This window comes from Streptomyces sp. NPDC127177, assembly GCF_042672475.1.
Taxonomy (GTDB): Bacteria; Actinomycetota; Actinomycetes; order Streptomycetales; family Streptomycetaceae; genus Streptomyces.
In genome coordinates, this window is sequence record NZ_JBHXUW010000004.1 from 108,055 (window position 1) to 130,515 (window position 22,461).

At 73.8% G+C, this 22,461-nt stretch carries 18 protein-coding genes; 16 read left to right on the forward strand and 2 right to left on the reverse strand.

The features are described 5' to 3' along the window. Positions 1 to 129 precede the first annotated feature (129 nt). Genes ACFVJX_RS04985 through ACFVJX_RS04995 form a run of 3 tightly spaced genes read left to right on the forward strand, consistent with a single transcriptional unit; the run spans position 130 to position 6,118 of the window. Complete coding sequence (locus ACFVJX_RS04985) at positions 130 to 3,306, forward strand: hypothetical protein (RefSeq protein WP_384124074.1); 3,177 nt, start codon at positions 130 to 132, stop codon at positions 3,304 to 3,306. Then, positions 3,303 to 4,007, forward strand: a complete 705-nt coding sequence (locus ACFVJX_RS04990; protein WP_384123919.1) for a DUF4255 domain-containing protein — start codon at positions 3,303 to 3,305, stop codon at positions 4,005 to 4,007. The genes ACFVJX_RS04985 and ACFVJX_RS04990 overlap by 4 nt, the downstream gene beginning before the upstream one ends. A gap of 20 nt (positions 4,008 to 4,027) precedes the next feature. Next, entirely contained in the window at positions 4,028 to 6,118 is a 2,091-nt protein-coding gene (locus ACFVJX_RS04995) for an ATP-binding protein (RefSeq protein WP_384124076.1), read from the forward strand. Between the two features lie 24 nt (positions 6,119 to 6,142). On the opposite strand, the gene ACFVJX_RS05000 is transcribed toward ACFVJX_RS04995, so the two are convergent. Further along, the gene (locus ACFVJX_RS05000) at positions 6,143 to 8,185 is read right to left on the reverse strand and encodes a DUF4157 domain-containing protein (RefSeq protein WP_384123921.1); all 2,043 of its coding nucleotides are present in this window, start codon (positions 8,183 to 8,185) and stop codon (positions 6,143 to 6,145) included. 252 nt (positions 8,186 to 8,437) lie between these two features. On the opposite strand from ACFVJX_RS05000, the gene ACFVJX_RS05005 reads away from it, so the two are divergent. The 13 genes from ACFVJX_RS05005 to ACFVJX_RS05065 all read left to right on the forward strand — a co-directional run bounded on the left by ACFVJX_RS05005 (position 8,438) and on the right by ACFVJX_RS05065 (position 21,672). Then, positions 8,438 to 9,988 carry a phage tail sheath family protein gene (locus tag ACFVJX_RS05005; protein WP_384123922.1) on the forward strand — a complete coding sequence of 517 codons (1,551 nt, stop codon included), beginning with the start codon at positions 8,438 to 8,440 and terminating at the stop codon, positions 9,986 to 9,988. Positions 9,989 to 10,022: 34 nt separating this feature from the next. Beyond that, the gene (locus ACFVJX_RS05010; RefSeq protein ID WP_384123924.1) at positions 10,023 to 10,463 is read left to right on the forward strand and encodes a phage tail protein; all 441 of its coding nucleotides are present in this window, start codon (positions 10,023 to 10,025) and stop codon (positions 10,461 to 10,463) included. Further along, entirely contained in the window at positions 10,460 to 10,957 is a 498-nt protein-coding gene (locus ACFVJX_RS05015; RefSeq protein ID WP_384123926.1) for a hypothetical protein, read from the forward strand. Before ACFVJX_RS05010 ends, ACFVJX_RS05015 begins: the two co-directional genes overlap by 4 nt. Beyond that, positions 10,954 to 11,112 (forward strand): DUF6760 family protein, encoded by a 159-nt coding sequence (locus ACFVJX_RS05020; protein ID WP_164494501.1) that lies wholly within the window; start codon positions 10,954 to 10,956, stop codon positions 11,110 to 11,112. Before ACFVJX_RS05015 ends, ACFVJX_RS05020 begins: the two co-directional genes overlap by 4 nt. A gap of 4 nt (positions 11,113 to 11,116) precedes the next feature. Continuing rightward, on the forward strand, positions 11,117 to 14,200 hold the full coding sequence (locus ACFVJX_RS05025; RefSeq protein WP_384123928.1) for a hypothetical protein: 3,084 nt from the start codon (positions 11,117 to 11,119) through the stop codon (positions 14,198 to 14,200). 24 nt (positions 14,201 to 14,224) lie between these two features. Then, positions 14,225 to 14,650: a phage tail protein gene (locus ACFVJX_RS05030; protein WP_384123930.1), complete on the forward strand. Its 426-nt coding sequence runs from the start codon at positions 14,225 to 14,227 to the stop codon at positions 14,648 to 14,650. 80 nt (positions 14,651 to 14,730) lie between these two features. Continuing rightward, a complete protein-coding gene (locus tag ACFVJX_RS05035; RefSeq protein WP_384123932.1) occupies positions 14,731 to 15,453 on the forward strand; it encodes a peptidase M23 in 723 nt (240 codons plus the stop codon). After that, entirely contained in the window at positions 15,450 to 17,264 is a 1,815-nt protein-coding gene (locus tag ACFVJX_RS05040; RefSeq protein ID WP_384123933.1) for a VgrG-related protein, read from the forward strand. Before ACFVJX_RS05035 ends, ACFVJX_RS05040 begins: the two co-directional genes overlap by 4 nt. 102 nt (positions 17,265 to 17,366) lie before the next feature. After that, positions 17,367 to 17,684 carry a PAAR domain-containing protein gene (locus tag ACFVJX_RS05045; RefSeq protein ID WP_384123935.1) on the forward strand — a complete coding sequence of 106 codons (318 nt, stop codon included), beginning with the start codon at positions 17,367 to 17,369 and terminating at the stop codon, positions 17,682 to 17,684. Continuing rightward, positions 17,684 to 18,106, forward strand: a complete 423-nt coding sequence (locus ACFVJX_RS05050; protein ID WP_384123937.1) for a GPW/gp25 family protein — start codon at positions 17,684 to 17,686, stop codon at positions 18,104 to 18,106. The genes ACFVJX_RS05045 and ACFVJX_RS05050 overlap by 1 nt, the downstream gene beginning before the upstream one ends. Continuing rightward, a complete protein-coding gene (locus tag ACFVJX_RS05055) occupies positions 18,106 to 20,064 on the forward strand; it encodes a putative baseplate assembly protein (RefSeq protein ID WP_384123939.1) in 1,959 nt (652 codons plus the stop codon). The genes ACFVJX_RS05050 and ACFVJX_RS05055 overlap by 1 nt, the downstream gene beginning before the upstream one ends. After that, positions 20,061 to 20,624 carry a phage tail protein gene (locus ACFVJX_RS05060; RefSeq protein ID WP_384123940.1) on the forward strand — a complete coding sequence of 188 codons (564 nt, stop codon included), beginning with the start codon at positions 20,061 to 20,063 and terminating at the stop codon, positions 20,622 to 20,624. The genes ACFVJX_RS05055 and ACFVJX_RS05060 overlap by 4 nt, the downstream gene beginning before the upstream one ends. 4 nt (positions 20,625 to 20,628) lie before the next feature. Further along, on the forward strand, positions 20,629 to 21,672 hold the full coding sequence (locus ACFVJX_RS05065) for an NADase-type glycan-binding domain-containing protein (protein WP_384123942.1): 1,044 nt from the start codon (positions 20,629 to 20,631) through the stop codon (positions 21,670 to 21,672). A gap of 77 nt (positions 21,673 to 21,749) precedes the next feature. Here the strand turns inward: ACFVJX_RS05065 and ACFVJX_RS05070 are convergent, their stop codons facing one another. Continuing rightward, positions 21,750 to 22,454, reverse strand: a complete 705-nt coding sequence (locus ACFVJX_RS05070) for a haloacid dehalogenase type II (RefSeq protein WP_384123943.1) — start codon at positions 22,452 to 22,454, stop codon at positions 21,750 to 21,752. Between the last annotated feature and the right edge of the window lie 7 nt (positions 22,455 to 22,461).

Consider the following 22,461-nt stretch of genomic DNA (forward strand, 5'->3'; position numbering starts at 1 on the left):
CGGAACTGCCCGAAAGCGCACCACGCGCTTCCCCCGGGTACGGCCCCGCCGCCCTGCCGCACCGTTCGCGGCTGTCGCAGGGTGGCGGGGGAGAACCAGATGACGCACCAGACTGCGAGGTGGACCGTGATGCGCACCGCCGGCCCCGGTGGGCGGTTCCGCCCGGGAAGACTCGGGGCCTCGTTGCTGCTCCTGATCCCGCTCCTCGTGGTGACGACGGCCTCCGGGGAGGGCAGCGCCGAATCCCGGCCGCAGGCGGCCGACGCCGCGGCCACCCGGATCGCGTACGCCGGCACCCGGCACCGCAGTCTCGGCCGGGTCGAGACCGTGGCGCCCGACACCGACGCCACCAGCCCTCCGCTGTTCGGCGACGGCCCCGCCCACCTCGACCTCCAGCCGTCCGCTCTCGGCGACACGATGGTCTTCGTCAGCCGCCGCGACGAGAAGGCACCGCAGGTCTACCTGCGGGCCGCCGACGGTTCGGTGCGCAAGCTGACCAGCGGCCGGTACGCCGGGCACCCGCAACTGACACCGGACGGGCGGTCCGTGGTGTTCGACTCGGCCGAACCAGGCGGCACCGACGGCGGCAAGCAGCGCGACCTGTGGACGGTGCGGACCGACGGCACCGGCCTGAAGCGGCTCACCGACACCCCCTGGGACGAGGAGTGCCCGACGGTCTCCCCGGACGGGCAGCGCCTGGCGTACTCCGGCGGCAGCGACCCGGCGGCCGGCATGCAGATCTACGTACGTCCGCTGGGCGGCGGCACCACCACCCGGGTCACCGACCCCGCCAACGGCGAGGCAACCGAGCCCGCGTGGAATCCGGTCGACGACGCCGCCCACCGGGACCTGATCGCGTACACCGCCTCGGCCGACGCGGGCCCCCGGCTGCGGGTCACCGACGGGCGCACCGACGAGCAGCTGCTCGCGGGCGTACAGGCACAGTGGCGTACCCACGGGGCAGCATGGCTGCCCGACGGGGACGGTGTGCTGTTCCTGAGCCCCGACCGCACCTGTGACTGCGAGGGCGACTGGGACCACGTGTTCAGGGTGCCCAAACACTCGGACAGCACACCGGAGCTGGTGCTCAGCGAGGACCGGGAGGTCGAGTCGCCCACCTGGATCGGCTCGCTCGGCGGCGGGGGAGTGGTGGTCGAGCGCACCTCGGCGTCCGGACCGCACGTGGTGACGCTGCAGGACTCCAGGTCGGACGGGTCCGACCCGCGCGACCTCGGCCTGACGATCCTCAACGAGGACCCGGCCGCCGACACCGACACCGATCCGTCCCACGACCCGCTCTTCCGGCCCGGGGCAGGGTCCGACCCGTGGACCGAACGGCAGAACTACACGCCCGACGGCCGCGGGATCGTGCTGACCCGCTTCGAGGGCACACCCGAGAACCGTGTCGAACGCATCTGGAGAGCGGATGCCGACGGCACCAACGAGAAGTACATGCAGCTCGACGGACGCGAAGCGAACGACTGGGACACCGACCCGACCTTCTCTCCGGACGGCAAGCACCTCGCCTTCACCCGCACCTCGCCGGGCGGCGTCGGTGAAGCGGCGGGTCCCAGCCGCATCCTCGTCGCGGACGTGGCGACCGGCGCGATCACCGGCGAGGTCACCCCACCGGCCGGGCAGCCCCAGGGCGGTGACGCCCAGCCCACCTGGTCTTCCGACGGCACCACCCTGGCCTTCACCCGCAACCAGGTGATCGACGGGGGCGGCGGCAACAAACACATCTGGACCGCGCCGGTCGACGACCTGACCGCCCAGCGCGATCTGAGCGCCACGGTCTGCCCGGGCGACTGCGAGGTCATCGACGACAGCCCGGCCTTCTCACCGGACGGGCTCAGCATCGCCTTCAACCGGAAGAACGGCGGCGGCCGGACCGACGAGCACAACGGCATCCTCCTGGTGTCGACGGCCGACGGCGGCTGCCAGGTACTGCTCCCGGAAGCCGCACACAACGTCCCCGACGGCTGTCGGCAGGAGCTGCCGGACACCTCGGTAACAGGCCCGTTCCAGCCGCGGGACGCCGCCTGGACTTCCGACGGGACGGGCCTGGTGATCAGCTCCCGCGAAGCGCTCCCGGCCAACAGCCCCGAGAAGCTGTACCTCCTGGACATCGCGACCTGCGCCCTCAGTCCCCTCACCACGGGCCTCCCGGGACGTCAGAAGGAGCCCAGCGTCCAGCAGTCCGTCGACCTCGCGGTCCACGCGCCCGCCAACGTCCCGGCGGTCGCCGTCGGCCGCTCCACGACGGTCCGCGTCGATGTGGTGAACAACGGCCCCGCCGCCTCTCCGGGCACCCGGCTGACCATAGCTCCGCCACCCGGGGCGCGGATCACCCGACTGACCCCGCCGGATGGGACCTGCGACGCCGACTCCCTCCAGTGCGATGTGGGAGTGGTCCCGCCGGGCGCGACCGTCCCGGTGGACGTCACCGTCGTCGGAGTCACCCCCGGCGACGCACCGTTCGACTGGTCGGTCACGGGCGCCGTTCAGGACCCGCAGCCCAGCGACAACGCCGGGCGGACCGTCGTGCCGGTGCGTGAGGACGCCCCGCCGCCGACCACGACACCGGCGCCCCCGACACCGACCCGTGCGCCACCCACCACCACGCCACCCACCGTTCCCCCGCAGCCGGACGAGCCCGAAGCCGGGCCCGGGGTACGCGTCACCGCCCAGCCGAACCCCGGCTACGTCGGCGGACGCGTCGTGGTGACGTACACCGTGCGCAACGGCCGCGAGGCACTGGCGACCGGGCTGCGACTGCGCGTCGGCCTGCCCGCCGGCATCCCGGACAACGGACCCCCGCCCGGCTGCGACACCTCCTGGGTGTGCGCGCTGCCGGACCTCGCCCCGGGTGCGAGCACCGTCGTCCGCGTCGTCCTCAGCCCGGACAAGGCCCTGACCGGCCAGGTCACCGGCAGACTCACCACCACCGGAACGGACGCCGACCCGCGCGACAACACCGCGCGGCAGCGACTGCGCATCCTCCAGCCGCGCATCGTCGCCGTGCCTGCGATCGGCAAACCCGGCTTCGTGACCTCGGTGCGCGGCAAGGACTTCCCGCCCGGAGCACCCGTGCGGTTCACCTGGAAGCCGGGGATCACCGCGGCCGCGGCGCCGACCGTGCCGAAGCCGGACGGCACGTTCATCGGCCAGCTGCTCATCCTCGCCAAGGACGAGACGGGACCGCGCACCATCACGGCCAGGGGGCCGGGGTTCTCCCCGGTGAGAACCGACTTCCTGGTGGTCATCGGCAACTGGCAGCCGCCCCGCGAGATGGCCCGCCGGTGATCCACGAGGTCGATGAAGGGCTGCGCCGTCTGCTCGCTGAATCGGGCCTGGAGGCATCGGGCGTCGAGGTGGTCTTCGACGCCCCCACCAGGGACTGGGCGGCTCGGCGCAACGCCCCGACGGTCTGTGTCTTCCTGTACGACATCCGGGAGGACGCCACCCGGCGCGGCAGCGGCGCGGGAGAGGTGTACGACACGGACGGGCACCTGGTGGCCCGCCGCACCCCACCGCGCTGGTTCGAGCTGACCTACCTGGTGACGGCCTGGGCGAGCCGTCCGCAGGACGAGCACCGGCTGCTCTCGCAGGTGCTCGCCTGCCTGGTGGCCGCCGACACGCTGCCCGCACGGCTGCTCACCGGCTCGCTGGCCGAACTCGGTCTGACCGTGAGCCTGGACACCGGAGGTTCGGGGCCCGACGCCCCGGCCGCCTCCGACGTGTGGTCGGCGCTCGGCGGCGAGCTGAAGGCGTCCCTCGGGGTACGGGTGCGGGCGCCGCTCGCCGGCGTCAGCACGGCAGTGGCGCCGCCGGTCACCGAAGGACTCGTCGTGCGCTCAGCCGCCCGGACCGAGGGCGGGGAGGCGGCACCGGGCCGGCGGCTGCGCTACACGGGGACGGGAGAGGCCGGCCCGGACGGATTCGCCGGCCCGCGCGAGCGACGGCCCGCCCCCGCCCGCCGCCGTCGAGGGGACCGCCAGCCGTGACGTACACCGCCGGAACAGCCGTGCAGCCCGTCGCCGGAGCCGAGACGGGGCCCGGCTCCGCCGACCCGGCCACGCACCTCTGGGCCCGGCTCCGGCTCGTCGAGGAGCGGGTACGGCACGCGGTGGCCTTCCGCCGTGCGTCCGACCCCGATCCCGACGACCCGTACCGGGGGCAATACCTCAGCCCCGAGGCGGTCGCCCGCATCCTGGACGAGCCCGGCGGCCTCGGCCTGCCGCCCCACGAGCCCCGGCAGCCCCCGGCGGGCTCCGTGCTCGGCGGGCTCGCAGCCCGGTTCGGTCTGTCGCCGCTTGACATCGACCTGTTGCTGGTCGCGATGGCCCCCGACCTGGACGCCCGGTTCGAACGGCTCTACGGCTACCTCAACGACGACCTGACGCGCCGCAGGCCGACGGTCGGGCTCGCCCTGGAACTGTGCGGGCTCGCCGGTGCGGCGTCCGCCCGGTTCCGGCTCGCCCCGGGCGCACCGCTCGTCGACGCCGGCCTGGTGGAGATCACGGAGCCGGAACGGCCCCCGCTCTCCCGTGTCCTGACGGTCCCGGACCGGGTCACCGGACACCTCCTGGGCAGCGCGCGCCCCGACGCCAGGCTCGCCGGAGTACTCGGCGAGGCCGGCGAGGACCCGACGGCCGATCCGGACCGGGTCCACCGGGCGGCGACCGCGGCCGGCACCGGGACCGGCCTCGTCCACCTGCGCGGCCGGGGCGGTGACGCCGGGGGACTGGCCACCGCGGCCCTGCGCGCGGCCGGGCTGCGTCCCCTGGTCCTGGACGCGGCGGCGCTGTCCCGCCGCTCCGGCGAGGTGTCCGGACTCGCCCGGGTGGTCGCTCTCGAAGCACGGCTGACCGGCGCCGGAGTCGTCCTCGGCCCGGTGGAGGCGCTGCCCCCGGAACCCGCCGAACGGGCCCGCACACTCAAGGCGTTGTGCACGGCCCTGCGCGGAGTCCCCCTGTTCACGCACGGCACCCCCGGCTGGGACCCGGCGTGGGCCGCCGACGCGCCCGTCGTCCTGGACGTGCCGGCGCCCTCGCCGGAGCGGCAGGCCGCACGCTGGCGGCACGCCCTCGACCGGGCAGCGGGCGACGGCTTCGTGACCGGCGACGCCGAGGCGCTCGCCCTCGCGGTCGCCGCGCACCGCCTGGACTCCGGGCAGCTGCGCCGCGCAGCCGATGCCGCTGTCCGCACGGCCGCCCTCGATGGCGGCCCGGTGCGCCCCGAGGACCTCCAGCGCGCCGTACGCGCCCAGAACGGCGCGGGGCTCGACCGGCTGGCCCGCCGGGTGGAGCCCGGCGTCGGCTGGGAGGACCTGGTCCTCCCGCCGCCGACCCACCGGCGCCTGCGCGAACTCGCGCTGCGTGCCCGCCACCGCGAGCAGGTGCTCGGTCAGTGGGGCATGCGACCGGGCGGCGGACGGGGTCGCGGTGTGATCGCGCTGTTCGCGGGCGAGTCGGGAACCGGGAAGACCATGTCCGCCGAGGTCGTCGCCGCGGACCTCGGCATGGACCTCTACGTGGTCGACCTGTCCACGGTCGTCGACAAGTACGTGGGGGAGACCGAGAAGAACCTGGAGCGGATCTTCACCGAGGCGTCGGCGGTCAACGCGGTGCTGCTCTTCGACGAGGCCGACGCGATCTTCGGCAAGCGATCAGAGGTGAAGGACGCGCACGACCGGCACGCCAACATCGAGTCGGCGTACCTGCTCCAGCGCATGGAGTCGTTCGACGGGATCGCCGTCCTGACCACCAATCTGCGGGCCAACCTCGACGAGGCGTTCACGCGCCGCCTGGACGTGGTGGCCGACTTCCCGGTCCCCGACTCCGGGCAGCGGCTGGCCCTTTGGGAGCGGTGCCTGGGTGACCGGATCCCCAGGGCCGACGACCTGGATCTCGGCTTCTGCGCGGACCGCTTCGAACTGGCCGGCGGTTCCATCCGGGCCTGCGCGGTGACGGCGGCCTACCTCGCGGCCGAATCGGGCGCGCCCCTCACCATGAGCCAGGTGGTGACGGCCGTCGTGCAGGAGTACCGCAAGCTCGGACGGCTCGTCCTGGAGGGCGAGTTCGGACCGTACCTGGCGCAGGCCGGCGGCGCCTGAGCGGGCCGGTGGACAGACGGCACGTCAGGTCACTGTGTGTACGTGGGCGTTGCGGAGGTCCACGGTGTTGGGCAGCATCGCCTGCGGGCGCAGGAGGTCCTTGAGGAGGTAGGCCATGAGGTCCCGCCCCGACATGCTCTTCAGCTGCTCGGCCAGCTCGGGGCGGCCCTCCTCCATACGCATGATCTCGAGCACCGCGCGGTCCGCCAGCCCCGGAATGATGTCGCGGCCCTTCAGGGTGTTGGAACGCAGCTTCTCCTCGTACGCCTTCTTGTTCTCGCCGGATCCGTACGTCATCGCGCTGTGCGGGTCCGCGGCGGCCTGGGTCGCGGAGGTGAAGGTCTGGCGGGCCCGCTCCGGGTCCGGCTCCTGCGCGGCCCGCGCCATCATCGCTTGGTTCGGCCAGTCCAGCGGCAACTCGCGCGTCCCGAGGTCGAAGCTCCGCACGGGCAGGTCGAACGCGGCGGGGAACTGGTCCGCACGGGTGGGGATCTTGCTGAGGGTGACCGCCGGGTCGTCGGACCTGGCCTTGGTCGTCGGATACTCACGCTGTGCGATGTCGCTGAGCATCAGCCAGCCCTGTGACTCCAGCGGCGACCGTTCGAGCGGAATCTCGATACGGACGTCCCCGAACCGGGTGCCGCGTGGTTCGGCGCCCTGCGCCTCCAGGAAGAAGAAGACGAAGCCCTCGTTCGCCAGGACGTGTTTGTCGTAGGCCTCGGAGTTGTTGGGCGCGGTGGGGTCCTCCCTCAGCAGCTCCGTCTTGGACTTGAGCGCCCCCTGCTGGACCAGCTGGTCCGCCCGGTCCTGGCTCGTGTAGTGACACAGCACGCTCTGCTTCAGCGCGGTGGTCAGTTCGGCTCTGACCCTGCCCATCCAGTTCCGGCCGCCGCGGCCCTCGATCTCCCGGGCCATACCGGCCCGGTTGATCTCGGAGAGCTCGCGGAAATAGCTCGGCCCGCTCATGGCGAACGCGACGGCGCTGTCGGCCCAGCCCTCCTCGTTCCAGAGCAGGCCCTTCTCGGTCATCGCCTGGAAGGGGCCCCTCGCTGCCGCGGGGAAATCCGCGTCCCGGACGGCCTGTTCGGTCACCACGTTGTTCTCGGCCCTGAGCGCTTCGCGGGCCGCCACCAGGAAGTCCTTGACCGGGCCGGTCTCCTGCGGCGGCATGTCGTCCTCGGCCGCGCTGACGGCCAGCAGCAACGTCATCAGCTGCTGCAGGCAGTGCTCGGGATCACGCTTGGGATCCCCGTCGTACGCCTCCATGTCCCTGCGCAGGCCCGCGACGACCGGGTCCTCGCCGGCGGGGCGGCGGGAGAAGGACTTGATGAAGGAGGACAACGAGGACCCCGGCGCGGGGGGTGGCAGCTTGCCCGACAGTTCCTCATGCCCCTTGCGCTGCACCACGGGCGCCCGGGCGGCATCGCCCGCCACGTTCCCCGCCCCCGCAGCCGCCGGCCCGGTGTCCGCCTGCCGCACGGGAACCGGGCCCGCCAGGACCCGGTGCGCGTTCTTCTCCGCCTCGCGCTCGAACCGGTCCGAGGGGTGGGAGACGCTGAGACCGTTGCCCTGGTCCGTGCCCGCCACCGGGCCACTGCGCTGCTGCACCACATGGGTGAGCTCATGAGCCAGGGTGTGCCTGTCGCCGCCGCCGTCGCCGAGTACGACATGGCTGCCGGAGGTGTAGGCCCGCGCCCCGATGGCGCGTGCGGAACGGGCCGCGGCCGGCCCGGTGTGCATCCGTACACCGGAGAACCCGGTCCCGAACCGGGACTCCATCTCCTGACGCACCGGACCGGCGAGCGGCCGGCCGGCCCCTCGCAGAACTTCCTGGACCCCGGTGTCCTGCTCGTCCGCAGCGGGTGCGGCGCCGGCGCGGCGGGAGATCATGAGCGTCACCGCGGCGTTGCCCACGCCCTGCTGCGCCGCCCGCAGCGCGTCGGCGGTGAGAGGTGGCGGCACCGCGGCGCCGGCGGGCGTCTCGCGTCGCGGGGCGGCCCGGTCGCGCGCCGGCTGCCGGGCCCCGGGCCGCTCGGTCTGTCCGGTCTGCTGCCTGGACGTCTGCACCCGCTGCCTCCTGGTCCCCGCCCGCGTACTCCTGCCGCGGCCCCAGTGGACCGTGCGGGCAGGCGGGCTGTCCAGGTGCGTACGGGCAGAGCGGGGGCAGCGGCGGGCGGCGTCCGGACGGTCAGTGCGGGGCGTCCGGAAAGGCAGCGGCCTTGCCCCCGGCCAGGTCCGCGGGTCCCTGTCGCTGTGGCGCGCCAGCAACGAAGACTCGGCCTGGACACAGGTGACCCGTAAGGACGCGAAGGAGCGAGTATGCCGACGTACCTCACCCCGGGTGTGTACGTGGAGGAGGTGCAGTCCGGTGCCCGACCGATCGAAGGGGTCGGCACCGCCGTCGCCGCGTTCGTGGGTTTCGCCCGGACCGGACCGTTCCACGCACCGACCCTGGTGACCTCCTGGGACCAGTACACCCAGCACTTCGGTGGTTTCACCGAGGGCACCTACCTGGCCCACGCGGTCTACGGCTACTTCGCCAACGGGGGCGGCGCCGCCTACGTGGTGCGGATCGGTGGCCCGGCCGATGGGGCCTCGTCCGAGGACGCCCGGCAACCGGAGACCGGCGCTGTCCAGCCGGTGGAACTCGGCGGATTCCTGGTCGCGGCCCGGCCCGGTGTCACGGGGGTCTCGGTCGAGGTGGCCGACGCGGACGGCGAGAACCCGCCGGAGGACCGCTTCAAGGTCCTGGTCCGCCAGGGCGACAAGGTCGTGGAGACGTACGACGTCTCGACCCGCAAGAACGTCAAGGGCTACCTGGTCAACCAGACGCGCGCCTCCGCGCTGATCGCCGTGACCGAGCAGCGCAACGCCACCCAGAGCAGGCCCGCCGCGCAGACCGTGGCGCTGCCCGACCCCCCGGCCGCGCCCGCCGCAGCCGGCTCCGCGGAGGTAGCGCACCTCAGCCCGGCCGAGTACGTCGGTGACGCCGCGGCCCGCACGGGGTTCGGCGGACTGGAGACCATCGACGAGATCACCATGGTCGCGGTGCCGGACCTGATGAGCGCCCACCAGCGCGGCGACATCGACGCCGAGGGCGTGCGCACCGTACAACTCGCCGTGATCGCGCACTGCGAGCAGATGGGCGACCGGGTTGCCGTCCTGGACACCCCGCCCGGGCTCTCCGCCCAGCAGGTGCGCACCTGGCGCAACGACGAGGCGGGCTACGACTCCCGCTACGCCGCTCTGTACTACCCGTGGGTGCGGGTCTTCGACCCGGCCGCCGGACACAACACCACCGTTCCGCCGAGCGGTCACATCGCCGGCATCTGGGCCCGCAGCGACGCCGAGCGCGGTGTGCACAAGGCGCCCGCCAACGAGGTGATCCGCGGCGCGGTGGACCTCGAACTCCGGCTCAGCAAGGGCGAACAGGACCTGCTGAACCCGATCGGCGTGAACTGCGTACGGGCCTTCTCCGGCCGGGGCGTCCGGGTGTGGGGCGCCCGCACCCTCTCCTCCGACCCGGCCTGGCGCTACCTCAACGTGCGCCGGCTCTTCAACTACCTCGAGGAATCCATCCTCCTGGGCACCCAGTGGGTGGTCTTCGAGCCGAACGACGACCGGCTGTGGTCGAGCATCCGGCGCAACGTCACCGCGTTCCTCACCGAGGAGTGGCGCCGCGGCGCACTGTTCGGCCGCACCGCCGAAGAGGCGTTCTACGTGCGGTGCGACCGCGACAACAACCCGCAGGAGTCCATCGACCAGGGCCGCGTCATCTGCGAGATCGGCGTCTCACCGGTCAAGCCCGCGGAGTTCGTGGTGTTCCGGCTGGCTCAGTTCTCCGACAGCACCAGCCTCATCGACGAGTGACCCGCGGGTCCGCAAAGAAAGGTGACAGACAGACATGGCAGAGGGCGATGCTCTTTCCACCCACGTCTTCGGCGTGCAGCTCGGCGGCTACCTGGTCGAGTCCATTCAGGAGATCAGCGGACTGACCGTCGAGGAGGAGGTCGTCGAGGTCCGCCAGGTCAGCGCGGAGGGCAAGCAGATCATCCGCAAGCAGCCCGGTGCCAGGCAGGCCGGTGAGGTCACGATCACCCGGGGACTCGACAAGAGCAGCGAGTTCACCAAGTGGATCAAGGAGACCCTCAACAAGGGTGCCGTGGACACCGCGCGGCAGAACCTCACCATCGAGATCAAGGACTCCGAGGGCAGCACGGTCCGCCGCATCCAGCTGATGCAGGGCTGGGCCTCCAAGTGGGAGGGCCCGTCCCTGAAGGCGGGGGAGTCGTCCGCGGCCACCGAGTCGGTCACGATCGTCTTCGAGGAGATCGTCGTCGAATGAGGCGTCGTACGGTCACCGCGGGCAACCTGGAGGAGATCCTCCAGGCGACCGAGCCCGCCCCCGCGCCGGAGCAGGCGGCGGCCGCCCCCGCGCCCGCCGCCCCGGCGCACCGGGAGGACCACAGGCTGCGCACCGAGTTCGAGTTCGAGCTCCCGCGCGGATACGTGGACGAGGCCGGCACGGTGCACCGCCACGGCTCGATGCGCCTGGCCACCGCCCGTGACGAGCTGCGGCCCCAGATCGACCTGCGGGTCAAGGAGAACCCGGCCTACCTCAGCGTGGTGCTGCTGAGCCAGGTGATCACCCGGCTCGGCGCGATCACCGATGTGCACGCCGGGGTCGTGGAGCGGATGTACGCCACCGACGTTGCGTTCCTCCAGGACTTCTACCGCCGCGTCAACAGCGAGGGCCATACGCGGGCGGCGGTGACCTGCCCGCACTGCGAGGGCGGGTTCGAGGTCGACCTCTCGGGTGGGCGCCTGGGGGAATCGTGACGTACGCCCTTCCCCGGCTCCGGGAGGAGATCGCGTACATCGCCTACCACTTCCACTGGCAGCGCGAGGAGATCCTCGACCTGACGCACGGCGAGCGCCAGCAGTGGGTCTCCGAGATCGCCCGAATCAACACCCATGTGAACGAAGGCGGTTGAGCGCATGGCATGGCGGGACAGGCTGCGCCGCCGGGCTGCCGGGCCGGACCCCGAGGGCCGCCCCCGGAGTGCGGGGCGCACCGGTGCGGGCGGCCCGTCCGGCGACGGTCCGGACCGGAGCGCGCCCGCAGGGCCGGTCCCCTCCGTGCCGGACGACTGGGACGGCGGCTGGCGCCGTACCGCACCACCGGAGCTGACGGTGGCCCGCGCCCCGCTCGGTGTCAGCGACGGCCTCGCCTTCCGGGCGCGGCTCGCGTCCTGGCAGAACCCGTCGTTCGACGCCGGTCTCGGCCATGCCCTGCTGCCCACCGCTCCGACGGGCCTGGTACGCGGTGTCACCCCGCCGGCCGCGCCACAGCCCACCCGTACGGGAAGAGGCCCCCTGCTGCTCCGCGCTCTGCGCCCGGAAGGGGCGGACGGCCCGGGAGGCGGTACGTCGGACGCCGGCGCTCCGGAAGCCGGAAGCGCGCCCGGCCCGACTCGGGCGCCCGCCACCGCCCGGACGCCGAAGGCCGGGGCGCGCCGGCCCGGCCCGGCGCCTTCCGGGGCCCGGCGCGCCGCCACGCAGCCCTCGGTCACGCACCCCTCGGTCACGCAGCCCTCCCGCAGCGCGGGAACGGCGGGCACGGACCCCGGACCGGAGCGGGCCGCGGTGCGTTACGACGACAACAGCCCTGCGGGGAAGAGCCGTTCGGGGAGCACTCCCCGGTCCCGCGACGGGCTCACGTCCGCGGATTCCCCCGCCGTACTCGCCCGGTCGCGTACACCTGTCCAGCGGGCCGCGGCGCCCGGTGCCGGACCGGTCGTCACCCCTTCCGACACCGGCCGCCCGGCGCCTGCCGCTCAGCGGATTCCGCTGGTACGCCGTGTGTCGGTGGTCGGGGGCGCGGCAGCCGGTGGATCCGTCCCCCGGCCCGTTCCCGCCGGGCGTGCCCCGCGGACACCGTCCGGTACACCCGGGCAGGACTCCGGCCGTGTCCCCGGGCCGTCATCGACCGCTCAGGGCAGCCGCGTCCCCTCTTCCGGCCCGGCCGTCCAGCGTTCGGCCACGGAGGCGGAAGGCCGGGGGGACCGGCAGCCCCGGGCCTCGCGTGATCCCGGCACCGATGCGGCCCGCGAGGTCGTCAGGACCCGCCCGGTGGGGCCGTTGCCGACCGTCGCCCGGCTCTCGGCAGGCCCCGTGCGCCGCCTTCCCGCCCTGCGTCCCGCCGCCGCCCCGGCCCCCGCACACGGCACTGGCTCCCGTGCACCGGTACCCGTCCCCGTGGCCCCCACGGAGCCGGACGCACCTCCGGGCACCCCCGCGCAGCGTGCCGCCACCCGTCCGGGGAGCCGCGCACCCCTCGGCGCCCCGCTGAGCGAACTTCCCTCCACCTCCACCGTGTTGGCGCGGGATGCCGCCGTACCGCCCACCGCACCCGGGCCCTCTCCCGCGCTTCCGGTCGTCCAACGCCACTCGGACGGTACTTCTGGAGCGTCCACAACCACCGCGGGCGCGAAGGGAACGGCCCCCGCCGCCCCGGACCGCCCCGCCGCACCGGCCGAAACCCCTCGCCGGGCCTCCGGCACGCGCTCCGGAGCACGCGCGCGCGGCGGGCTGGGCGCGCCGCTGTCCGAACTGCCGCCGAGCGCGGGCCTCCCGGGTTCCGCCGCGTCGGGTGCCCGTGCACCTCGTACCGCACCCGGCCCGGACATCCAGCGCGCTCCGGGACGCGGGGGCCGGGCGCCCGGAGCGGATTCGGGGCAGCCCGCACCGGACCGGGCACGTACCGGGGCGGTCCCGCTCGCGCCGGGCGGGGGCGGGTCGGACGGCCCGCTGCTGGGGACCGCCGCAGACCGGCGCGGCCTCACCCCCGGCGACGCGACGAGTACGGTCCGACGCGACGCGACGAGCGCGGTCCAACGCCACTCGACCGACCACGCGTCCACCGTCAGCGCCCCGTCGGCCGGCCTCGCGGGCTACGGAGACGGCCCCGGCACACCACTGGTGACTCCGTCCCGGGCCGCCGCATCGCACCGTCCCGAACCGGGAAGCGCGTACCGTCCCGCATCCGAGAACTCGCACCGTCCCGCACCGGAGGGCTCCACCGGTACGGCAGGCTCCGCCCTGAGCGCACCGCGTCCCGGCAGCCCGGGCTCCGGCAGTCCGGGCTCCGGCAGTCAAGGGGACCGGAGCCCCACCACCCCGGCCCCGGTCCTCATCGCCCGTGCCCCCGCCGTCGGTGCCCGGCCCCCCGGTGCGCCCGGCGTCCATCCGCTCACCGCTACCCGGTCCGCACCGAACCCCCTCACGTCTGCGTCCCGCACCCTCTCGCTTCTCGCCGCGCGCCCGCTCACCCTCAACACCCGCGTCCCGGAAGGGGTGGCACCGCCCGTCGCCCCGCACTCCGGCGGCCGTCCCGTCGTGGCGGCGCGCTGGCCCGGCGCACCGGCCGCTCCAGGTGCCGGCCCCGAGCGGACCTCACCCGGCCGGTCAGCGGCCGTCCCGGCGACGCCGCAGGTCCAGCGGGCGGCGACGACCGAGCAGCTCGGCCACGGCGGGCGAAACGCGGCCCCTCGTGGTCCCGTCCAGCGCATCCCCGTCGTCAGGCCCGCCCCGCCGGGCCGGGGCGGGGCCGGTACCGCGGCCCGGGGCGCGGTCGTACCGCCGCGTCCCCTGCCGGTGGCCGCCCCACTGGCGCAGCCACTCGCCGGCGGCCCACCGGCCACCCCGGCATCCGCGACGGCGAAGGCAACGGCGGGGAGCGTCCCGGTAGTTCGGCCGAGGGCGGCCGCGCCGGGTCCCTCACCGACGACGGGTGGCGGGCCCGGCCGGGCGTCCGCCCCGGTCCAGCGTGACGTCACCGGAGGCGGGGCCACCGTGCCCCGGGGCGCACCGGCCGGCGCGGCCGCGCCGTCCGCTCCGCCCGCCACGACAACGTCCGCCCCCGGCAGGGGAGTCACCCGCCACGCGGAGGGCCCCCGGGACCCGGGCGCTGACCTGGACGACCTGGCGCGCCGCCTGCTCGACCCGATGGCCCGCCTGCTGCGCACCGAACTGCGGCGCGGCCGGGACCGTACGGGACGCCCTTATGACGGACGCCGCTGAGAGCACGGAACGGATGACGGACGAATGACAGACAGCATCTTCGCGACGAGCGTGTTCTTCCGGCTCGCGATAGCGGGCAATGACCTGGGAGCCTTCCACACCTGCTCCGGTATGGGTGCGGAGGTCGAGATGGAGACCTACGCCGAGGGCGGCAACAACGGCTTCACCTGGCAGCTGCCCGGACGGGTCTCCTGGTCGAACATCACGCTGACCAGGCCGGTCACCGCCGACACGGCGAAGATCGGCCGCTGGCTCGACGAGACGCTGCGGAGGGTGGAGCCCAAGGACGGCGAGATCGTGGCACTGAAGCCGGACCTGACCCGGATCATCAGCTGGCAGGTGTTCGGGATCGTCCCGGTCCGCTGGCAGGGACCGTCCTTCGACCCCGCCCGGTCGGAGGCAGCGGTGGAGACCCTGGAGATCGCCCACCAGGGCCTGCGCCCGTCCTGACAGCCCCTCATGAGGCCCGCACGCCACTGTGCGACCCGGCCCCCGCGTCCACGTAACCGCACCGGAAAGGAAGTCCAGGCATGTCCTCAGCGGTGCGCTCCAGCCGGGCCAGAGCCCAGCTGACCCTGAAGGAGCCCCCGGCCTCGGTCGGCGCGAAGCCCGGTGGGACGGTCGCGATGCTCGACCTCCAGTTCAACCCGTCCACGCTGGAGCTGCGCAAGACCACCGAATGGCGGCGCACTCCGTCCCGGATGGCCGGGCAGTCGGCGCTGCCCGAGTTCGTCGGCAGCGGTCCGCGCACGCTGAGCCTCGAAGTGTTCCTGGACGCCACCGCCACCCATGACAACTCCGTGGAGCAGGCGGTGGAGAAGCTGATGAAGGCCTGCGTGCCGACCCCGGCCAGCCTTGGGCGCAAGAAGCCGGCCAGTCCGTGGGTGCGGTTCGAGTGGGGCACCGCGCGGACCACGTCGTTCGACGGGGTGCTGTCGAGCCTGGCGGTGACCTACACGCTGTTCGACGTGGACGGCAAGCCGCTGCGGGCCACCTGCTCGCTGTCCATCGAGGAGGCGAGCGTCGACCCGGCGGGCCAGAACCCGACGTCGGGCGCGCGCACAGCCCGCAGCACACACACCCTGGTGGCGGGGGACAGCCTCGCCCTGCTGGCCTGGCGGGAGTACGGCGACGCGACGGCCTGGCGGGTCATCGCCGAGGCGAACGCGATCGACGATCCGATGGCACTGGTGCCCGGTACCGAACTGGTGGTGCCTGCGCTGCGGGACACGGGCAGCGAGGAGGAACAGTGACCACATCCGAGGCACAGGGCGGCCGGTCGTTCGCCGCGGACCCCGTCGTGGAGGCGCCGGCGGAACTCCCGCAGGTCTGGGCCGCGCAACTGGTGAGCTGTGTGGTGGACGAGAACGTGGGCCTGCCGGACGCGGCGGTCCTCACCTTCCGCGACCCCGACCACGAGTTCCTGCAGGCCACCGGCATCACCATCGGCACCCCGCTGCGGGTGTCGGTGGTGACCGTCTCCGGGCAGGCGCGCGAGCGGCTGTTCAACGGCGAGGTGACGGCCCTGGAGCTGGACCGGGACCGCACGGGCTCGTTCACGGTCGTGCGCGCCTACTCCAGGGCGCACCGCCTCCAGCGGGGCCGGAAGGTCGTGGCGTACCGGAACATGACGGCGGCGGCGATCGTCCGCAAGGTGGCCGCCGGAGCCGGGCTGGCCTGCGGGACGGTGCAGGCCGCGCCGGTCACCTACCAGCAGCTCTCGCAGGCGAACGTGTCCGACTGGGACTTCCTGCAGTACCTGGCGGGTGAGAGCGGGGCGCAGGCACGCGTCGACGACCAGGGCCTGCTGCAGTTCACCCGTCCGCAGAAGGCGTCCGGCGCGCCGGCGCCGTCGACCTCGGCCACGCGGAACCCGATGGTGCTGGAGTACGGACGGAACCTGCTCGCGCTGCGGGCCTCGCTGTCGGCCGCCGACAGCGCGTCGTCGGTGGAGGTGCGCGGATGGGACGTCACCACGAAGAGACCGCTGGTGGCCAGGAATCCGTCGGTGGACAGCGACACGGCGCAGCCGGGTGTGAGTCCGGCGATGAGCGCCAGGTTCGGCAAGGCGCAGGTGACCGTCACGGACACCCCGTACCGGACCCAGGCCGAGACGGCCGCGGTGGCCGACGCGACGGCCGCCCAGGTCAGCGCGGGCTTCGGGGAGCTGGAAGCGGTGGCCGAGGGCAACCCCCTGCTCCGGGCCGGGAAGCCCGTGGCCCTCGGCAACGTCGGGCAGGCCTTCTCCGGCCGTTACACGGCGACCGCCGTGCAGCACGTCCTGGAGCCGCACGACGGTTACCGGACGACGGTGTGGGTCGGCGCGGGACCCGACCGTTCGCTGACCGGTCTGGTGACCGGCGGGCCCGGCCGAGGCCCGCGCATGCCGGGACTGGCGATCGGTGTGGTGACGGACGTACGCGAGCCCGGCGGCGCCGAACGCGGCGCCGTGCGGCTGAAGTTTCCCTGGCTGGACGAGAGTTACGTCACCGACTGGGTGCGCACGGTCCAGTGGGGCGGCGTGGGCGGGGGAGGGGTGGTGAGCGCGGAGGTCAACGACGAGGTCCTCGTCGGATTCGAACAGGGACTGCTGGACAGCCCGTACGTCATCGGCGGGCTCTACAACGGCGTGGACCAGCCCTCGCCCCACGACGTCCCGCTGATCGACGGCACCAGCGGAAAGGTGAACCGCCGCTCCGTGGTGTCGCGTTCGGGACACCGGGTGGAGCTCCTGGACGCGCGCGCACCGGGCCCTTCCGGGCTGCGCCTCCTCACCGGTGACGAACGCCTCGAAGTGCGCCTCGACGACCGGCGGGACCGGATCGAGCTGACGGTGTACGCGGGGCGGGGCCGGCCCGTCACCTCCGTCGTGCTCGACAAGGACGGCATCACGCTCGACGCGAGACAGGGCAACGTCAGCGTGCGGGGCAGGGAGGTGGACATCGACGGCACCGACGGGGTGCGGATCGGCGGCCGTTCGGTGAAGGTCACCGGTGGCTCGGACGTCACCGTCGACGGCGGCCTGCTGGGCGTCCTCAAGGCCCGGCTCATCCGGATCAACTGAGACAGCGCCGCCCATGCCCCGCGCCCGGGTTCCGCAGCCCGGGCCGAACCAGCCCCAGGGCCCCCGGGCCGACGACTTCCCGTCTTCCGTAAGGAGTGCCGTATGCCAGCCGCAGCCCGTACCGGTGACCCCACCAGCCACGGCGGTGTGATCGCCGCCCCGCCGCCCGGCGCCGCCGCCTCGGTGCTGCGGGTGCTGATCGGCGGCCGCCCCGCAGCCGTCGTGGGCAGCCTGCACACCTGCCCGATACCACCGCACGCGCTCCTGGGGCCCGCCAATGTGATCCTGCCCGACCCGGCGGCCCTCGCCGCGGGAACGGTGCTGATCGGAGGGCTGCCGGTGGCACGGGCCGGAGACCGCACGGCGTGCTCGGCGAACATCCTGACCGGCGCGGAGAACGTCCGGATCGGGGGCATGTGATGAGCGAGCGGTTCATCGGCCGCGGCTGGGCCTTCCCCCTGCGCGTCGGGCCGACCGGTGGGATCGGCATGGTCGAACGCGAGCAGGAGATCGAGGAGGCGATCCGGCTGGTGCTCGGCACCGCGCCCGGCGAGCGCCCCATGCGCCCCGAGTTCGGCTGCGGCATCCACGACTACGTCTTCGCTCCCGGGGACGGCGCCACCGCCGGACGCATCGCGCAGCAGACGCGCGAAGCCCTTGAGCGGTGGGAACCGCGCATCTCGGTGGACGACGTGGTGATCGCCTTCGACGCGGTCGAGGACGGCACCCTCTACATCGACGTGCACTACACCGTGCGGTCCACCAACGACCGGCGCAACCTGGTCTTTCCCTTCTACACGATCCCCTCCGACGAGGAGACCGAGGAACTGGTCGCGGACTGATGGCTCTGCACTTCCCCAACCTGGACGACCGGCGGTTCCAGCAACTCGTCGACGAGGCGAAGCGGTACGTGCAGCAGCGCGCCCCGGAGTGGACCGACCACAACGTCTCCGACCCGGGCGTCACCCTGATCGAGACGTTCGCCTACCTCGTGGACCAGCTGCTGTACCGGCTGAACCGGGTCCCGGACAAGAACTACACCGCTTTCCTGGACCTGCTGGGCATCTGCCTGTTCCCGCCGGCCGCGGCCGGGGCCGAGGTCGACTTCTGGCTGTCGGCTCCGCAGCCCGACACCGTCACGCTGCCCGCGGGCACCGAGGTGACGACCACGCGCGGCGAGACCGAGGAGGCCGTGGTGTTCGCGACCACGGAGGAACTCCGCATCGTGCCGAGCGAGTTGACACGACTGGTGACCGCGCCCCGGACCGGGGAGCAGGCCGACCGGACGAGGACCCTCACCGAGGGCCTCGACGTGCGCTGCTTCCAGGCGGCACCGGAGCCGGGCGACGCACTGCTGTTCGGACTGCCCGCCGCGGTGCCGCGCTGCGTGGTCGCGGTGCGCGTGGACAGCCGGGTGGAGGGCATCGGAGTGGACCCGCGCCAGCCACCGCTGGTCTGGGAGGCATGGAGCGGAGGCGGCTGGCAGGAGTGCGAGACGGGCACGGACACCACCGGCGGACTGAACCGGCCGGGCGAGATCATCGTGTACGTACCGGCCGGACACACCGCGTCGGTGATCAGCGGTACCCGCGCGGGCTGGCTGCGCTGCCGCGTCACCGAGGCGGAGCCGGGCCAGCCGTTCTACTCGGAGTCCCCGACGGTGCGCGAGGCGGCGGTGTTCACCGTGGGCGGCACCATGGACGTCGAGCACGCCGAGACCGTGACCGACGTACCGCTCGGCACATCGGAAGGGGTCGCGGGGCAGACGTTCCGGCTCGGCCGCCCGCCCGTCCTCCTGGACGGCGAGCCCCCGCTCGTGGAGGTGTCCTCGGCCGAGGGCTGGCACCCCTGGCAGGTCGTCGAGCACTTCGGCCGCTCGGGCCCCGCCGACCGGCACGTCCGGGTGGACGCCACCACCGGCGAGTTCACCTTCCCCCCGGTGCTGCGCGAGCCGGACGGCACCCTGCGGCAGTGCGGCGCCGTGCCGCCCAAGGGCGCCCGGATACGGGTGGCCCGCTACCGCACGGGCGGTGGGCCGGCCGGCAACGTCGCCCGCGGGGTGATCTCCGTGCTGCGCAGCTCCGTCCCGTACGTCGCACGGGTCACCAACCGGGAGGCGGCACGAGGCGGAGTCGCCGGTGAGACCCTCGCCAACGCCAAACTGCGAGCCCCGGACGCACTGCGGATGCAGGAACGCGCGGTGACCGCCGAGGACTACGAGATCATCAGCCGCCGGGCGGCACCCTCGGTGCGCCGGGTCCGCTGTCTGCCCGCATCGGGCGGCGCCGGAGCCGTACGGGTCCTGGTGGTGCCGGACGCGGTGGCCGACGAGGGCGACCGGCTCCGCTTCGAGCAACTGATCCCCTCGGACCAGGTGCTCGCCGCGATCACCGCCGGTCTCGACGAGCGCAAGCTGATCGGTACCCGCCTGGTGGTGGAGCCGCCCGTCTACCAGGGCGTCACCGTGGTGGCCCGGCTCGCGGCGGCGCCGGGCGACACGGACCGGGTGCGCGACGCGGCGCTCGCCGCGCTCTTCCGCCATCTCAATCCGCTGCACGGAGGTCCGGACGGCACCGGGTGGCCGTTCGGCCGGCCGGTCCAGTACGGGGAGGTGTTCGGCGTACTGCAACGCGCCACGGGCAACGCACTCGTGGAGGAGATCCGGCTGTTCGCCGCCGACCCGACGACCGGGCGGCGCGGCACACCGTCCGACCGCATCGACGTGGCCGCAGGCGCGCTCGTCTTCTCGTACCAGCACCAGGTGGTCGTCACCCCGATCGAGCCGGAGGCGCGCGGATGAGCCGCGCCGCGGTACCCGGCCTGCCCAGCAGGCACCCGATCGGCGGGCAGTTGCCCGCCCTGTACGCCGACGACGACTTCGCACAGCGGTTCACCGCGGGTCTCGACACCGTGCTCGCCCCGGTGTTCGCGACCCTCGACAACCTGCCTTCGTACTTCGAACCCCGGGTTGCTCCGGCCGACTTCGTGGACTGGCTGGCCACATGGGTGGGGGCCTTCGACGACCCGCGGTGGCCCGTTGAACGGCGCCGCGAGGCGGTGGTCCACGCGGTGGAACTGCACCGGTGGCGCGGCACCCGCCGTGGCCTGGTCGAGGGACTGCGGCTCGCGCTCGGCGTGCGGGCCGAGGTGGCCGGGGACGGTGGTGCGGTGTGGTCGGGCACGGCCGGCGCCGATCTGCCGCCGGAGCCGTCCGCCGAGGTCCTGGTCCGGGTGTGGCCGGGCCGTGAGGCAACGGTGGACGTGGACAGGGTCAACGAGATCGTCCGGGCCATGTGCCCGGTGCACACCGCCTGCCGGGTAGAGGTCCTGCCCGGCCCGCCCGCCGACGAAGGGAGGTGACGCCATGCGCGCGTGTCCCACCTGCGGGGCGTCGAACGGTTCCACGGACGACTTCTGCGGCAACTGCGGTTCCTACCTGGGCTGGTCGGACACCGGACCGGCCCCGAGCACCACCCCCGCCAACCCCCCGGCCGAACCCGAGCCCATCCCGCCTGACACGACCCCGGCGCCCACCGCCGCACCCGAGCCCGCCGCGCCGAACACCACCACGCCACCCACGGCCCCGGTGCCTCCTGCCCCCTCCGCCCCGGCGACACCGACGGCGCCCGACCCCGTGCTGCCCGTCCGGCCGGCGAAACCCGTGGCCCAGCGCCCCCTCGTGCGGGCACCGGCGGAGCCGGAGGAGGCGGCGGGGGTGCCCTGCCCCGCCTGCGGCACACCCAACCAGCCTGGCCGCCGGTTCTGCCGCCGCTGCGCCAACCCACTGGCCCCCGCGGCGAAGGCCGAGCCGCTGCCGTGGTGGCGGACCGTATGGCCGTTCCGCCGCCGGGCAAGGGCGAGTTCGGGCCGGGTGGTGCGCGGCCTGGTGATCCTTGCCGTTGTGGTGGCCCTGTGCGCGGGCGGCCTCCTGCTGCTCCCTGCCGGACGGGCCCTGATCGAGGACACCCGGGACAAGCTGGGCAAGGCCGAGGCCGTGACCCCCGTGGACATCGCCGCGAGCGCCGAGATCCCCCGGCATCCGGCGACCAACACCACGGACGGGGTGAACAACCACTACTGGGGCGCACCCGGGCCGCGCGCCTCGGTGACGTACACCTTCGGCAAGCCGTTCCGGCTCCTCGACCTGATCATCACCAACGGGGCATCCACCTCACCGGAGGCCTACGTCCGTGAGGCACGCGCACTCCAGGTGGACCTGGAGGTGACGACGCAGGACGGTGAGAAACACAGGAAGCAGGTCACGCTCAGCGACAAACCGGGCCCGCAGACGATCTCCACCGGCATCAGCGACGCCAAGACCGTACGCCTGGTCCTGAGTTCGCCCACCGGTCTGTCCAAGGGCCGTCATCTTGCCCTGGCGGAGGTGGAGTTCTTCCAACGGAGCTGACGCGGCGCGGCCCCGGCAGGGTGGCAGGCAGGGCATGACCGATTCGGTTCCGCTCCGCTCCGCTCTGCGACAGCCGGTCAGGCGACGCCGAGCCGGTCGGCCAGGTCGTCGAGGCCATCGGCGTACACGTCGAACCGGTCCGACGCCGTGGGCGGGTCTCCCACGGGACGTGCGACGTAGGCGGTGCGCAGGCCCGAACCCCGCGCACCGCGAAGGTCCCAGGCATGCGCCGCGACCATCAGCAGCCGCTCCGGCGGCCGGCCGGATACGGTGACGGCGAGCCGGTAGACCGCCGGGTCGGGCTTGAAGGTCCGGGCGTCCTCGGCGGACAGGGCCTGGTGCCACCGCAGCCCGGCATGGGCGTTGAGCCCCAGCAGGGCCGTCCGGCTCGCGTTGGAGAGACCGATCAGCGGGAACCGTCCGGCGAGCCGGGCGAGCCCCGCCACGGAATCCGGCCAGGCCGGGAGTCGGCGCCCGGACAGGGCCAGTTCCGCCACGGCGGCCGGGTCCCCGACGCCGGCCGCGTCGGCGACGAGCTGAGCGGCCTCCCGGTCGAGGGCGTCCGTGGTGAGGTAGGGACGGGCGCCCTCGACGACCCGGCGCTGCTCACGGTCGATGTGCTGCCGCCACAACGACAGGAGCCGCTCGGCCCCGGCTTCGTCGAGCGAGGGATCGAGCGCGCGGATACCGGCCCGCAGCCCGGCGGATTCGTCCACGAGCGTGCCGAGTACGTCCACGACGAGGGCGTCGAACTCCGGCTCCGGCGTTTCGGGCGCTGGCATGAGGTGA